Source organism: Paracoccus sp. KR1-242, assembly GCF_049446195.1.
Lineage (GTDB): Bacteria > Pseudomonadota > Alphaproteobacteria > Rhodobacterales > Rhodobacteraceae > Paracoccus > Paracoccus broussonetiae.
On record NZ_JBMSED010000018.1, the window covers coordinates 1 to 13,906 of the forward strand.

Genomic DNA, 13,906 nt, shown 5'->3' on the forward strand with positions numbered 1-13,906 from the left:
AGTTCCGCCAGATCGCCCGCTGGATCGTCGAGGTCGTCGACGGCCTTGCCGCCAATGGCGAGACCGGCAATGCCGAGGTCGAAGCCAAGGTCAAGGCCGAGGTCGAGGCCCTTTGCGCCCGCTTCCCCCTCTACCAGGGCATGTGAACAAAACCGCAGCGCGGGACTATAAAAGCCCGCGCTGCGTCATCCGGCAAGCTGGGCGGGGACGAGACCGCGCAGCGAATTTCCAATCCACAGCCGGGCGCGGGCCAGATCCGCGCGTGGCAGGATCGCCTCGGCACATTGGCCGGTTTCCAGCAATTCCGCGCGAAGCGTGCCCGGCAGCAGCCCGCAATGCAGGGGTGGCGTGCGCATGCCCTGGCCGAGATCGAAGAAGACATTCGTGATCGTGCCTTCGCAGACCTCGTCCCGTTCGTTTGCCAAAAGGAATTCGTCGATCCCGGCGGGCAACGCGGCCCGCGCGGCGTCATGAACGGGTCGGCGCGTCGACTTGACCCGCAACCAGGGATCGCCGGAATAGAGGTGCCGGTCCGACAGGGCGACCCGCCAAACCGTCAGCGCCGGGGGCAAGTTGGCGGCGACGACCTCCATCCGGCCGGTTTCGTCCATCGTCAAGCGCATCCGCGCCGGACCATCCGGCGTCGCCGCCAGAAGTGCCGCACGCGCCCCTTGCAAATCGCAACGCCAGCCGAGACGCGCGGCCGAGGCGGCCAACCGCTCAAGGTGCCGGGGCAGGTGGGACAGATCACGGCCGTCCCACAGCAACGTCTCGATCAGCCGCAGATCCGGGCCGGATCCGCGAAGCGCGCCTTCCATAGCGCCTCCTCCCATTCACCATCGGCGGTGGAATCGTGGATCACGCCACCACCCACGTTCACCATCAGCCGGCCGTCGTCGAACAGCCGCAGCGTGCGGATCGCGACGTTGAAGGCCGCGCGGCCATCCGGCGCCATCCATCCGATCGAGCCGCAATAGACGCTCCGCGCATGTGGTTCCAACTCGGCAATGATTTCCATCGCGCGGATCTTTGGGGCACCGGTGACGGACCCGCAGGGAAACAGCGCCTGCATCAGGGCTGACAGGCGTGGTCTTTCACTCAACTGGCCGATGATGCGCGAGGTCATCTGATGGACGGTCCGCAGGGTCTGGACGTGGAACAGCTCGGTGACGCGCACCGAGCCCACACGGGCGATGCGCGCGATATCATTCCGCAGCAGGTCCACGATCATCAGGTTTTCGGCGCGGGTCTTTTCATCTGCGGCCAGCGCGCGGGCCAAGGCATGATCGCGCGCCGGGTCGGGGTCGCGGGGGGCCGTGCCCTTCATCGGCCGGGTCTCGATCATGCCGTCGGCATCCAGCGCAAAGAATAACTCGGGTGAGCGCGACAGGATCGCGGGTCCACGACCCAGATCGACAAATGCGCCGTGCCCGACCGGCTGGACGCGGGCCAGAGCGCCGTAAAGCCCCGCTGCGCTGCCCTGCAAAAGCTGGCCCTGCATCGGGAATGTCAGGTTCACCTGATAACAGTCGCCCTGCGCGATATAATCGGCAAGGCGGGCAAAGCTGGCCCGATACTCCTGCTGGCCGATCAACGGCTGAAAAGGGGCAATGCGGACCCCGGCAGCCTGAGCGTCTGCCTGGGTATGGAATTCCCGCGCGGACAGGGGCTGTCGATAGACGCCGAAAGCCAGCAAGGGTTCATCCTGTGGCTGGCGCAGCAGCGGGCGCAGGCGCGATTCCAGCGCCATCCCAGCCTCATACCCGGCCCATCCGGCGATCCACGCGCCTTCGGCATGGGCGCGGTCCAGTTCCTCAAGCGCTGGCAGAACTTCGTCAGGGGTTTCGGCCAGGATCAGCCGGTCGGCGTCCCGAAAGATCGCGGGCCGGCCTTCAGGCCCGTTTTCCACAAGGATCATCGCCGTTCCCGATCTCGTTTGCCCCGAAATGCGCTTATCCCACCGGAAGCACCTGCTTTTCAAGCGCCGCCGATGGGCCTTTGGATCAATCAATTGACGCACTAGTATTTTAGTGTAACTTGACCTCGCGCCGTGACGACATCGCCGATGCAAGGCGCGATGCGAGGAGACGGCATGAACATCCAGAACCTGGCGAGGCTTGCCCGCGCTGCCCTGCCGGCTTCAAATCCGTCTTGCCGGGTTTGCCGCGACGGTCATGCCGCACAGCATGACGGGAGCATCTGAAATGGCGGGACAGCGCAGGATGGCGGTTCTGGCGATCCTGCTCGCGACCGTTCTGGCGGGGCTGGATGCCGTGATCGTGCGGACGCTGGCGGGCGGAGTCCATCCATTCATGATCGCCTTCTTTCGCGCCTTGTTCGGCCTGATCGCGGTCCTGCCCTGGATTCTGCGGCGGGTGGATCTGCGCGCCTCGCCCTATCGCGGATTGCATGTGCTGCGCGCGGCGCTGAAACAGGCCTCGCTTGTGTCGCTGTTCCTGGCTTTTACCCATGCGCCGCTGGCCGATGCGACCGCGATCACCTTTACCGCTCCGATCTTTCTGACCCTGGGGGCCGTGCTTTTCCTGGGCGAAAAGATCGGTCCTGCGCGCATCGCTGCCGTAGCGATTGGATTTCTGGGCATCCTGGTGCTGATCCGTCCCGGCGCGGCCGGGTTCGATCCCTGGCTGCTTTGCGCGCTGGCTGGGGCGATGCTGACCGCGACGATCCAGCTGGTCCTGCGCGGAATGACCCGCCACGACACCGCCGAAAGACTGGTTGCCTGGAACCTGCTTGCGATGGTGCCGCTGGGACTGGTGGCAGCCCTGCCGGTCTGGCAGATGCCGACATCGACGCAACTTCTGCTGCTGGTCCTGCAAGGGGTGCTGGGGGCCGCCAACATGTCGCTGGTCACGCGCGCCTTTTCGCTGGCCGAGGCCTCGTTCCTGGCGCCGTTCGATTTTCTGCGCCTGCCGGTGGTGGCGGTACTGGCATTTCTGTTCTTCGATCAGCTTCCCGCCTGGACCACCTGGGCAGGGGCGGCGGTGATCGTCCTTGCAACCCTGATCGGCAGCATCGGCGGGCGCGAGCCGAAGCGCGAGAAATAAGGTTCACAAGAATTCTAGATATACTAATATATCACATAACGGGTTCCGATTCGGGACCCCGCTGAAGAGCGACGGAGGGCGCTCTTCGCTGCCACAGAGCCGAAAGGCGATGCCGCAAAAGCGGAGGCGGCTCCTGCAAGGGACCGCCGCCACCCGAAGGGAGGAGGGTGCCCCATGAATTCATTCATCGGCAAACGAGCATTGGCCAGCGGGGTGTCGCTGGTCGGGCTTGTGATCCTGGTGTTTTTCCTGTCGCGCCTGACCGGCGATCCGACGAACCTATACCTGCCGCTGGACGCGACGACCGAGATGCGCGACCAGTTCCGGGAATTGCACGGCTTCAATGATCCGCTCGTCGTGCAGTTCGGCCGCTATGTCGGCGACTTGGTGCGCGGGGATTTCGGCGACTCGATCCGACAGGCGCGGCCGGCGATGGACGTCGTGCTGCAAGCCTTCACCTGGACCCTGTGGCTGGCCTTCATCACCATGAGCCTCGTTACGGTCGCGGCCATCGTCATTGGCTCGCTGGCCGCGTTCAAGGTCGGGGGGGTGTTCGACAGGATCGCGACCTTCTTTTCGCTGATCGGGGCCTCGGCGCCCGATTTCTGGATCGCAATCGTCGCGATCGTCATTTTCGCCGTGAACCTGCACTGGCTGCCGACATCCGGGACGGGAACGGCGCTGCATTGGGTGCTGCCGGTCGCGGTGCTGTTCATCCGTCCCTTCGGCCTGATCCTGCAGGTCGTGCGCGGCTCGATGATCACGGTGCTGTCCTCGGCCTATGTCAAGACGGCGAAGGCCAAGGGCGTGCGCACGCGGCCGATCATCTTTGTGCACGCCCTGCGCAATGCGATGCTGCCGGTCATCACCGTGATCGGCGATCAGGCGGCGGCGATCCTGAACGGCGCCGTGGTGATCGAGACGATCTTCGGCTTTCCCGGCATCGGCAAGCTGATGATCGATTCGATCCTGCTGCGCGACTTCTCGGTGGTGCTGGCCGCGATCATGGTTTCGGCGCTGGCGATCTTCATCATGAACTTGCTGATCGACCTGGCCTATGCCGCGCTCGATCCCCGCATCCGGTATTGAGCGATGTCCATGTCAGAAACACAGACTTTGACCGAATCCAAGGAACGCGGTGCTTTCTCGCGCTGGATCTCGATGCTCTGGGCCGACAAGCTGGCCTTCTTCGCGGCGTTGTTCCTGCTGATCGTGGTGCTGTGCGCGCTGTTCGGCCCCCTGCTGATGGAGACGCTGGCGACCAAGCAGAACCTGCGTGGCCGCAATGCCATGCCCTTCGATCTCAGCCGGGGCTGGGCCTATGTGCTGGGGGCCGACGCGCTTGGCCGACCGCTGCTGGCCCGCATCGTCGTTGCAGCGCAGAACACCATCATGGTCGCGGCAGGCGCGGTACTTGGCTCGGCGGTGATCGGCTGCGGGCTTGGCCTGATCGCCGGCTACAGCCGCAAGCGCGCCGCGCAATGGATCATGCGGCTGGGCGACGTCATCATGTCGTTCCCGTCGCTGCTGCTGGCGGTGATCGTGCTTTACATGCTGGAGCCTTCTGTCGGGAATATCGTGCTGGTTCTGGCGATCACGCGCATCCCCGTCTATCTGCGGACGACCCGCGCCGAGGTGCTGGAGATCCGCGAGCGGATGTTCGTGCAGGCCGCGAAGGTGATGGGCGCCTCCGACCGGCGTATCGTGTTCCGCCATATCCTGCCGGTGGTGCTGCCGACGCTGGTGACCATTGCCACGCTCGACTTCGCCTTCGTCATGCTCGCCGAAAGCTCGCTTTCATTCCTGGGGATCGGCATTCAGGCGCCTGAGATCACCTGGGGCCTGATGGTCAGCCAGGGTCGGCAATACCTGACGACGGCGTGGTGGCTGTCCTTCTGGCCGGGCCTTGCGATCATCCTGACCACCCTGTCGCTGAACCTGCTGTCGAACTGGTTGCGCATTGCGCTGGACCCCGCCCAACGCTGGCGGCTGGAGATGAGGGGCCGCAAGAATGGCTGAGCACCTGTTGGAAGTCCGCGACCTCTCGGTCGAATTCCACACCGCCGCGGGCACGGTGAAGGCGGTCCAGAATGTCAGCTGGCATCTGGACCGGGGCGAGACGCTGGCGATCCTGGGCGAAAGCGGATCGGGAAAATCGGTGTCTGCCTCGGCGGTGATGAACCTGATCGACATGCCCCCCGGACGGATCACCAGCGGCCAGATCCTGCTGAACGGCCGCGACATGCTGAAGATGACAGACGAGCAGCGCCGCCAGATCAACGGTGCCAAGATCGCGATGATCTTTCAGGATCCACTGGCGCATCTGAATCCGGTCTATACCGTCGGCTGGCAGATCGCCGAGATGGTGACGACGCATGGCGGTGCGCGTGACAAGGCTCAGGCCCGCGCGTTGGAGCTGCTGCGCCGCGTCGGCATTCCCGAAGCCGAACTGGCGATGGCGAAATATCCGCACCAGTTCTCGGGCGGGCAGCGCCAGCGGCTGATGATCGCGATGGCGCTGGCCTGCAAGCCCGATATCCTGATCGCGGACGAGCCGACCACCGCGCTTGATGTCACCGTCCAGGCGCAGGTGCTGGAACTGCTGAGCGAGCTTCAGGACGAAACCGGCATGGGGATCCTGATCATCACCCATGACCTTGGCGTCGTGGCCGAGATCGCGGACCGCGTCGTGGTGATGAATTCGGGCTGTATCGTCGAAACGGGCAATGCGCTTGAAGTCTATCGCAACCCCAAGAACCCCTATACGCGCAAGCTGATCGACGCGGCCCCCGGCAAGGGAGAGATGCCGGACGAACGCGACCGCTCGGGGCAGCCCCTGCTGCGCGCGGTCGGGCTGCACAAGCATTACGGGGCCTTCCATGCGCTGAAGGGCGTCGACCTGACCATCATGCCGGGCGAGACGGTGGCGGTGGTGGGTGAATCCGGGTCGGGAAAATCCACGCTGGCGCGAGCGATCCTGCGCTTGGACGACCCCGATCAGGGCCAGATCCTGTATCGTGGACAAGACCTGATGCGCATGTCCCCGCGCGAGATTTTTGGGTTGCGCCGCGATCTGCAGATGGTGTTCCAGGATCCCACGCAATCGCTGAACCCGCGCATGACCGTGTTCCAGCTGATCTCGGAAGCGTGGGTTATCCATCCCGACATCCTGCCGAAAGCCCGCTGGAAGGAACGCGTGGCCGAACTGCTGACCAAGGTCGGACTGCATCCCGATCACGCAAGACGCTATCCGCACCAGTTCTCGGGTGGGCAGCGCCAGCGCATCGCCATTGCCCGCGCGCTGGCGATGGAGCCCAAGCTGATCGTCTGCGACGAGGCGGTTTCGGCGCTGGACGTGTCCATCCAGGCGCAGGTGATCCAGTTGCTGGACGGGCTTCGGCGCGAATTCGGCCTGTCCTATCTGTTCATCGCCCATGACCTGCCGGTTGTGCGCGATTTCGCGGACCGCGTCATCGTGATGAAATCCGGCACCATCGTCGAGGAAGGGCCGGTGCGACAGATCTTCGAGGCGCCCCGCCAGCCCTATACCCAGGCCCTGCTGTCAGCCAGCCTTGACCCCGATCCCGAGGTTCAAGCCGCCCGCCGTCAATCCCGCGAAGAAACTGAAAGAGTCCCTGCATGAAGCCCGACGTTCTGGTCGCCTATCCCCTGCGTTCCCCGTTCATGGAGGAGCTTGGCCAGCGCTATACGCTGCATCGCCTGGATCAGGCCGACGACCGTGATGCCCTGTTGGAAAAGGCGGGGCCGGTCTGCACGGCGATGGTCGTCAACGGGCATGTCACCGTGGACAAGGCGCTGCTGGACCGGCTGCCCGCGTTGCGGCTGGCCGCGTGCTCATCGGCGGGGTTCGACCAGATGGATCTGGTCGAGATGACGCGCCGAGGTATCGCGCTGACCAACACTTCGGATGCGCTGGTCGACGAGGTGGCGAACATGGCCGTCCTGCTGGCACTCGCCTGTCAGCGGCGGCTGGTCGAGGCGGATGCCTATGTCCGTTCCGGCGAATGGGGGCGCAAGGGCATGTTCCCGCTGACCCCCTCGACCGTCGGGCGGCGCACCGGGATTGTCGGGCTGGGCAATATCGGCCATTCGATCGCCCGGCGCTGCGAGGCGTTGGGGCATGAGATCGGCTATTTCGGACGCAGCCGCAAACCCGTCGACTACCGCTTCTTCGACGATCTGGTCCGGCTGGCCGACTGGGCGGATATCCTGATCGTGGCGACTCCGGGCGGGGCAGGGACCGAGGGGCTGGTTTCGGCCGAGGTCATCCGCGCGCTCGGGCCAGACGGCACGCTCGTCAATGTGGCGCGTGGCACCGTGGTTGACGAACCGGCACTGATTGCAGCCCTGCAAGGCGGCAAGCTTGGCTCGGCCGGGATCGACGTCTACCTGAACGAGCCAACCCCCGACCCGGCGCTGGCGGCATTGTCGAACGTCATCCTGTATCCGCATCACGCGAGTGGCACGGTCGAGACCCGCGACCGCATGGCGCGCATGGCGCTGGACAACGTGGATGCTTTCTTTGCCGGCCAGCCGCTGCTGACGCCGGTCAACTGATCACCTGCGCCAGTTCAGGCGAAATAGTCCGGATAGAGCTGGCGCAGGTCTTCGATCTTGGCGATCGTGCGGCTCAGGTGGTCGCGCATCGCATCGACCGCACCCCGTGCCGAACGATCGGCAAGCGCATCGACGATCGCCACGTGACCGGCGATGGTGCCCTGCGCCTTGCCCTTTTCGGGCAGATGCAGGCGACGGATGCGGTCAAGATGGCCGGACCTGCCGCGCACCAGCATGTGCAGCCCGCTGCGGTCGACCCCGGCGAAGAGGGTCTGGTGGAAAAGCTCGTCCAGTTCCTGAAACACCACCAGCTGCTCGGGATCGTCGGCGACCGCTTGCTGCATGCGGATCAGCGTGCGCGAGCGGTTCACCACCGTCGCATTGTCCGTGTCCGCAAGCCTGCGCACGACCTCGGTTTCCAGCGCCACGCGCAGGAAATGCGCCTCGTGGATCTGGGGAATGTCGATCCGCGTCACAACCGTGCGCGACTGGGGATAGATGCGGACCAGACCTTCCTGCTTGAGAAGCTGCATCGCTTCGCGGATCGGTGTCTGGCTGACCTCATAGGTCTCGGTCAGGTCGGACCGCGTCAGCGTGGTGTCCGGCGGCAATTGCAGCGAGATGATCCGTCGCCGCAGGTCGTCATAGACACGCTGAACCGTTCCGCCTGCGAGCGTCCCCGCATGAGGTTCGGAAAAGCCGAAGGTCGAGGCGAGCGAAGAGTTCATGGCGTGGTCCTTTGCAACAAAATTCTAGGCGAGGACAGGCTGATATACAAGAATTCAAATAGCCGTTGATATAGGAGGGCAACTAAAATATTAGTATGAATGAGGAGCGCGCCATCATGATTCTGGCGCGGAAGGAGGGAAAATGGCAGCCAAGACACCCAGCGAGCTTCGTTCTGCCCGGTGGTTTGCGCCCGACGACCTGCGCAGCTTCGGGCACCGCTCGCGCATGATGCAGCTCGGCTATTCCGAGGCGGATTTCCGGGACAAACCGGTCATCGGGATCCTGAATACCTGGTCGGAACTGAACACCTGCCATTCGCATTTCCGCGAACGCGCCAAGGACGTCGCGCGCGGCGTGCTGCAAGGGGGCGGCTTACCGGTCGAGATGCCCTCGCTTTCCGTGGACGAAAGCTTCACCAAGCCGACCTCGATGCTTTATCGCAACATGTTGGCGATGGAGACCGAAGAGATGATCCGCAGCCACCCGCTGGACGGTGTGGTGCTGATGGGCGGTTGTGACAAGACCACGCCGGGGCTGGTCATGGGCGCGATTTCGGCCGGTGTGCCGATGATCTATCTGCCTGCGGGCCCGATGCTGCGCGGCAATTACGCGGGCAAGATTCTTGGCTCGGGCTCGGACGCCTGGAAATACTGGGACGAACGCCGCGCCGGGAACATCTCGGACAAGGAATGGCAGGGGGTCGAAGGCGGCATCGCGCGTTCGGCCGGGGTCTGCATGACGATGGGCACGGCCTCGACCATGACGGCGATCGCCGACGCGATGGGGATCACGCTGCCTGGCGCGTCCTCGATCCCGGCGGTGGACAGCAACCACCAACGCATGGGCGCCGATTGCGGGCGCCGCATCGTGGATATGGTGTGGGAAGACCTGACGCCCGACCGGATCATTACCGAGGCCGCATGCCGCAACGCCGCGGTGGTGGCGATGGCGACGGGCTGTTCGACCAATGCCGTCGTCCACCTGATCGCGATGGCGCGGCGCGCTGGCGTCGACCTGACGCTGGATGACCTTGATGCGCTGGGACGCATCACGCCGCTGATCGCCAATGTGCGGCCTGCGGGCAAGGACTACCTGATGGAGGACTTCTACTATGCCGGGGGCCTCCGTGCGCTGATGAAGCAGATCGAGGATCGGCTGGACCTGTCCTGCTTGACCGTCACGGGCAAGACCATGGGCGAGAACCTGGAAGGCGCGCAGGTCTATAACGACGACGTCATCCGGCCCTTGTCCAACCCGGTCTATGCCGAAGGCTCGCTTGCGGTCTTGCGGGGCAACCTGTGCCCGGATGGCGCGGTCATCAAGCCCGCTGCCTGCGACCCGAAATACCATGTCCATCAGGGGCCCGCGCTGGTCTTTGACAGCTACCCCGAGATGAAGAAGGCGATCGACGACGAGCATCTGGACGTGACGCCCGACACGGTGATGGTCCTGCGCAATGCGGGGCCGCAAGGCGGGCCGGGCTTTCCGGAATGGGGAATGCTGCCGATCCCCAAGGCCCTGATCAAGCAGGGGCATCGCGACATGCTGCGGATTTCGGACGCGCGGATGTCGGGGACGTCATATGGCGCCTGCGTGCTGCACGTCGCTCCGGAAAGCTATGTCGGCGGGCCGCTGGCGTTGCTGCGGACCGGCGATATCGTGCGGCTGGACCTGCCGAACCGGACGCTCGACATGCTGGTGACCGAGGATGAGCTGGCCACGCGCCGTGCCGCCTGGCAGGCGCCCGAGCCGCGCTTCGACCGCGGTTACGGCTGGATGTTCCAGCGCCACGTCACGCAGGCCGACCAGGGCTGCGACTTCGACTTCCTGCAATCGGATTTCGGCCGCACTGCCGGCGAACCCGACATTTTCTGAGGATCCCATGACAGAGCACAGCCTTTCGGACGCGACCCGCGCGAAACTGAAGAAGGTCTCGACCGCCTCGGTCGCCACGGCACTGTTCAAGCGTGGCCTGCGCAACCAGTTCATCCAGGGCGTCGGCCCGGTCTCGCCCAAGGATGAGAATATGGTCGGCCCGGCCTTCACGCTGCGCTATATCCCTGCGCGCGAGGACCGCAACCCGATCACCGTGTTCCGCAATCCCGATCACCCGCAGCGCGTCGCGATCGAGACTTGCCCGGCAGGACATGTGCTGGTGATGGACGGGCGCAAGGATGCACGCGCGGCGACCGCCGGCTCGATCCTGATCACCCGGCTGGCGCTGCGCGGTGCGGCGGGTGTCGTTACCGATGCGGGGATGCGCGACGCGGAAGGTATCGGCAAGCTGGACATGCCGGCCTATTTCGCCAAATCCTCGGCGCCCACGAACCTGACCCTCCACGAGGCGCTGGACATCAATGTCCCGATTTCCTGCGGTGACGCGCCGGTCTTTCCGGGCGATGTGATCGTTGGCGACAAGGACGGCGTGATGGTGATCCCCGCGCATCTGGCCGACGAGATCGCCGATGAATGCACCGGCATGGAAAGCTTTGAGGATTTCGTGCTGGAGCAGGTGAAGGATGGCGCCGCCATCATCGGCCTTTATCCCTGCACCAAGGACGAAAACCAGAAGAAATACGAAGAGTGGCGCGCCCGGACCGGCCGGTAACGTCGGGCGCCCTGACCGGGCCGCAGCCTTCCCTGGCGGCCCGGTCATCAGGCCGGACCGCAGGGTTGACAGGTACCGGAGGCCTCCGGACCGGCCTCTTGCTTAGCGGATTTCGCCGGTCGCTTTCCCGCTCAGACAAGAAACGTCGCAGAACCGTTAATTGAAATATTAGCGTTCATGCGTATAAGATAAATGCAGCAGTCCGGGGAATCACACGGTTGAGGAGCCGCCCCCGGCGCCAATCGCCCCGCAGCCGGGGCCCATAGGGAGGAATAGCATGACCATCCACAAGGCCGCCTTCTGGCTTTCGGGCACGATCCTTGCCGCGGGCCTCAGCCCCGCCTTCGCCCAGCAGGGCAATGATGTCACCGTGGTCCTGGCCGAAACCGTCGATGTCGTCGAACCCTGCATGGCCGCCCGCCAGGACGTGGGCCGAGTCATCTCGGAAAACGTGAACGAGATGCTGGTCGAGTTCGATTACGTGAATGGCGGGCTGAAGCCGCGCCTTGCGACCGAATGGAGCCAGGTCGACAACGACACCTGGGAATTCAAGCTGCGGCCCGGCGTCAAATGGCATGACGGCACCCCCCTGACGGCCAAGGACGTTCAGTTCACCATCGAGCGGAACAAGAACCCGAAGCTGTCCTGCGAGACCGGAGGCAAGTATTTCGGCGGGACCGAGTTCAGCTTTGAAATTCCCGACGACAACACCATCCGCATCACCACCAACCCGCCGCAACCGATCCTGCCGCTGCTGATGACAGTGATGCCGGTGCAGTCGGCGGCGACCACGCCCCCGGACGAATTCGACCGCAAGCCCGTGGGTACCGGTCCCTATGTCTTCAGCGACTGGCAGGTCGGGCAATCGATCACCGTAAGCCGCAATCCCGATTACTGGGGCGAGCAGCCGCAAGTCGAGAAGGCGACGTATCTGTTCCGTTCCGACAGCGCCGTCGCTGCTGCGATGGTCGAGGCGGGCGAGGCCGATATTGTGCCCTCGATCGCGCTGCAGGATGCGAACAACAAGGAAACCGATTTCTCCTATCCGAACTCGGAAACCACCTCGCTGCGCATCGATACCCGCGTCGCGCCGACCAATGACCGCCGCATCCGCGAGGCGATGAACCTTGCCATCGACCGCGAGGCGATGGTGGGCACGCTGTTCCCGGCGGATGCCCAGATCGCGACGCACTTGGTTGTGCCGACGACCATCGGCTACAACCCCGACGTTCCGGTCTGGCCCTTCGATCCCGAGAAGGCCAAGGAACTGGTGGCCGAGGCCAAGGCCGACGGCGTTCCCGTCGACACCCAGATCCGCATCATCGGCCGCAACGGGCAATACCCGAACGCGACCGAGGCAATGGAAGCGATCATGGCCATGCTTCAGGATGTCGGCCTGAACGTGAAGCTCGACATGTATGACGTCTCGGTCTGGAACAACTACTTCGTCTCGCCCTTCGTTGCAGATGCCGGCCCGACCCTGACGCAGTCCCAGCATGACAACGCGACCGGTGACCCGGTGTTTACCGCCTTCGTGAAATATGCGTCGGAAGGCAGCCACTCGATGCTGCGCGACCCGGCCGTCGACGAGCTGATCGCCAAGGCCACCGCGGCCACCGGGGAGGAACGGACGAAGCTGTGGCAGGAGCTTTTCGCCAAGGTGAACACCGACATCATCGCGGACATTCCAATGTTCCACATGGTCGGCTTCACCCGCGTCTCGCCGCGCCTCGACTTCAAGCCGACCATCGCGACCAACTCGGAACTGCAGCTTTCGCAGATCAAGTTCAAGTGACGCATCTGCGGGCCGGGGGCTTTCCCGGCCCGCATCTTTGACAAGAGGATCCCATGCCCAGATTTGACCGCGCCGCGTTGCTGAGCTTTGCCGAAACCCTGCTGATCCGGGGCGGGATGGAGGCAGACAAGGCCTCTGCCACCGCCGAAGTGCTGGTTGAGGGCGACATGATCGGCCACGAAACCCACGGTCTGCAACTGATGCACTGGTATCTGGAATGCCTTGCGGATGGCAGCCTGAACGGCAAGGGCAACTATGAGGTCGTGGCCGACAAGGGCGCTGGTTTCGTCTGGGACGGTCGGCTTCTGCCCGGTGCCTGGCTGATGTCGCAGGCGATCGAGCAGGCAATGGAGCGGGTTGGTGACCACGGCATCGTCGGTGCCGCGATCCGCAACTCGCATCATACCTGCGCGCTTTCAGCCTATATGCGCAAGGCGACCGATCGGGGATTGATCGTGCAGATCTCGGTTTCGAACCCGGCCGCGGCACGGGTCGCGCCCTATGGTGGGACCAAGCCTGTGCTGACGCCCAACCCGCTCGCCATGGGGTTCCCGACCTCGGGAGATCCGATCCTGGTCGATGTCTCGGCCTCGATCACGACGACGACGATGACGCAGCTTATGGCCAAGCGGGGCGAGCGCTACCCCGAAAAATGGGGCCTGACCGCCGAAGGCGAGCCGACCGACGACCCGCGCGAGATTACCGAGCACGGCGGCACCATGATGCCGCTGGGCGGCGCGCTGAAAGGGCACAAAGGCTATGGGATGGCGTTGATCGTCGATCTGCTGGGGCAGGGGCTGTCGGGCAAGGGGCGGGCCAATACCGCCCAACCCGGGCCGCTGGCGCAAAGCGCCTTCATCCAGGTGATCGACCCGGACTTCTTCGCGGGGCTTGGCGCATTTACCGAGCAATCGGATTGGCTGGCCGAGGCTTGCCGCAGCAATCCCCCTGCGCCCTGGAACAAGGGGCCGGTCCGGGTGCCAGGTGATAGTGCCACGCGCAAGCGGGCCGAGGCGCTGCGGGACGGCGTGCCCGTTGCCGAGAATGACATCGCGCGCATGGCCCGCCACGCCGAGCGGCTTGGCGTTCCGCTTCCGCAGCCGCTGTCCGCCTGACGGGACGACCATAATC

Annotated in this window: 12 protein-coding genes and 1 pseudogene; 10 read left to right on the top strand and 3 right to left on the bottom strand. The window is 64.5% G+C overall.

Annotation, left to right across the window (positions count from 1 at the left end; all coding sequences use genetic code 11):
- Positions 1 to 146, top strand: a pseudogene (gene glyA, locus ACO2Q4_RS22005) (serine hydroxymethyltransferase); the annotation flags it as partial.
- A 39-nt stretch (positions 147 to 185) separates the two neighbouring features.
- Here glyA and ACO2Q4_RS22010 read toward each other — a convergent pair.
- Together ACO2Q4_RS22010 and ACO2Q4_RS22015 are read right to left on the bottom strand one after the other, a co-directional pair.
- Entirely contained in the window at positions 186 to 818 is a 633-nt protein-coding gene (locus ACO2Q4_RS22010) for an aminotransferase class IV family protein (protein WP_423321952.1), read from the bottom strand.
- Positions 776 to 1,918: an aminodeoxychorismate synthase component I gene (locus ACO2Q4_RS22015; protein WP_311761344.1), complete on the bottom strand. Its 1,143-nt coding sequence runs from the start codon at positions 1,916 to 1,918 to the stop codon at positions 776 to 778. Before ACO2Q4_RS22015 ends, ACO2Q4_RS22010 begins: the two co-directional genes overlap by 43 nt.
- A gap of 286 nt (positions 1,919 to 2,204) precedes the next feature.
- Here ACO2Q4_RS22015 and ACO2Q4_RS22020 point away from each other — a divergent pair, with 286 nt between their 5' ends.
- From ACO2Q4_RS22020 to ACO2Q4_RS22040, 5 genes are all read left to right on the top strand, one after another.
- On the top strand, positions 2,205 to 3,065 hold the full coding sequence (locus tag ACO2Q4_RS22020; protein ID WP_423321953.1) for a DMT family transporter: 861 nt from the start codon (positions 2,205 to 2,207) through the stop codon (positions 3,063 to 3,065).
- 174 nt (positions 3,066 to 3,239) lie between these two features.
- On the top strand, positions 3,240 to 4,154 hold the full coding sequence (locus tag ACO2Q4_RS22025) for an ABC transporter permease (protein WP_395135612.1): 915 nt from the start codon (positions 3,240 to 3,242) through the stop codon (positions 4,152 to 4,154).
- A gap of 9 nt (positions 4,155 to 4,163) precedes the next feature.
- Positions 4,164 to 5,084 (top strand): ABC transporter permease, encoded by a 921-nt coding sequence (locus ACO2Q4_RS22030; RefSeq protein WP_395135614.1) that lies wholly within the window; start codon positions 4,164 to 4,166, stop codon positions 5,082 to 5,084.
- Positions 5,077 to 6,708, top strand: a complete 1,632-nt coding sequence (locus ACO2Q4_RS22035; RefSeq protein ID WP_311761348.1) for an ABC transporter ATP-binding protein — start codon at positions 5,077 to 5,079, stop codon at positions 6,706 to 6,708. The genes ACO2Q4_RS22030 and ACO2Q4_RS22035 overlap by 8 nt, the downstream gene beginning before the upstream one ends.
- Positions 6,705 to 7,643: a 2-hydroxyacid dehydrogenase gene (locus ACO2Q4_RS22040; protein ID WP_423321954.1), complete on the top strand. Its 939-nt coding sequence runs from the start codon at positions 6,705 to 6,707 to the stop codon at positions 7,641 to 7,643. Before ACO2Q4_RS22035 ends, ACO2Q4_RS22040 begins: the two co-directional genes overlap by 4 nt.
- 14 nt (positions 7,644 to 7,657) lie before the next feature.
- On the opposite strand, the gene ACO2Q4_RS22045 is transcribed toward ACO2Q4_RS22040, so the two are convergent.
- On the bottom strand, positions 7,658 to 8,371 hold the full coding sequence (locus ACO2Q4_RS22045) for a GntR family transcriptional regulator (protein WP_395135616.1): 714 nt from the start codon (positions 8,369 to 8,371) through the stop codon (positions 7,658 to 7,660).
- Positions 8,372 to 8,513: 142 nt separating this feature from the next.
- On the opposite strand from ACO2Q4_RS22045, the gene araD reads away from it, so the two are divergent.
- The 4 genes from araD to ACO2Q4_RS22065 all read left to right on the top strand — a co-directional run bounded on the left by araD (position 8,514) and on the right by ACO2Q4_RS22065 (position 13,890).
- Complete coding sequence (araD, locus tag ACO2Q4_RS22050) at positions 8,514 to 10,247, top strand: L-arabinonate dehydratase (protein WP_423321955.1); 1,734 nt, start codon at positions 8,514 to 8,516, stop codon at positions 10,245 to 10,247.
- 7 nt (positions 10,248 to 10,254) lie between these two features.
- On the top strand, positions 10,255 to 10,980 hold the full coding sequence (locus ACO2Q4_RS22055) for a ribonuclease activity regulator RraA (protein WP_311761352.1): 726 nt from the start codon (positions 10,255 to 10,257) through the stop codon (positions 10,978 to 10,980).
- A 277-nt stretch (positions 10,981 to 11,257) separates the two neighbouring features.
- Complete coding sequence (locus ACO2Q4_RS22060; protein ID WP_311761353.1) at positions 11,258 to 12,775, top strand: ABC transporter substrate-binding protein; 1,518 nt, start codon at positions 11,258 to 11,260, stop codon at positions 12,773 to 12,775.
- A 53-nt stretch (positions 12,776 to 12,828) separates the two neighbouring features.
- Positions 12,829 to 13,890 carry an Ldh family oxidoreductase gene (locus ACO2Q4_RS22065; protein ID WP_423321956.1) on the top strand — a complete coding sequence of 354 codons (1,062 nt, stop codon included), beginning with the start codon at positions 12,829 to 12,831 and terminating at the stop codon, positions 13,888 to 13,890.
- The last annotated feature ends 16 nt before the right edge of the window (positions 13,891 to 13,906 follow it).

Coding starts and splice junctions, on each gene's coding strand:
- ACO2Q4_RS22010 (WP_423321952.1), bottom strand. CDS start 818: ATGGAAGGCGCGCTTCGCGGATCCGGCCCGGATCTGCGGCTGATCGAG.
- ACO2Q4_RS22015 (WP_311761344.1), bottom strand. CDS start 1,918: ATGATCCTTGTGGAAAACGGGCCTGAAGGCCGGCCCGCGATCTTTCGG.
- ACO2Q4_RS22020 (WP_423321953.1), top strand. CDS start 2,205: ATGGCGGGACAGCGCAGGATGGCGGTTCTGGCGATCCTGCTCGCGACC.
- ACO2Q4_RS22025 (WP_395135612.1), top strand. CDS start 3,240: ATGAATTCATTCATCGGCAAACGAGCATTGGCCAGCGGGGTGTCGCTG.
- ACO2Q4_RS22030 (WP_395135614.1), top strand. CDS start 4,164: ATGTCAGAAACACAGACTTTGACCGAATCCAAGGAACGCGGTGCTTTC.
- ACO2Q4_RS22035 (WP_311761348.1), top strand. CDS start 5,077: ATGGCTGAGCACCTGTTGGAAGTCCGCGACCTCTCGGTCGAATTCCAC.
- ACO2Q4_RS22040 (WP_423321954.1), top strand. CDS start 6,705: ATGAAGCCCGACGTTCTGGTCGCCTATCCCCTGCGTTCCCCGTTCATG.
- ACO2Q4_RS22045 (WP_395135616.1), bottom strand. CDS start 8,371: ATGAACTCTTCGCTCGCCTCGACCTTCGGCTTTTCCGAACCTCATGCG.
- araD (WP_423321955.1), top strand. CDS start 8,514: ATGGCAGCCAAGACACCCAGCGAGCTTCGTTCTGCCCGGTGGTTTGCG.
- ACO2Q4_RS22055 (WP_311761352.1), top strand. CDS start 10,255: ATGACAGAGCACAGCCTTTCGGACGCGACCCGCGCGAAACTGAAGAAG.
- ACO2Q4_RS22060 (WP_311761353.1), top strand. CDS start 11,258: ATGACCATCCACAAGGCCGCCTTCTGGCTTTCGGGCACGATCCTTGCC.
- ACO2Q4_RS22065 (WP_423321956.1), top strand. CDS start 12,829: ATGCCCAGATTTGACCGCGCCGCGTTGCTGAGCTTTGCCGAAACCCTG.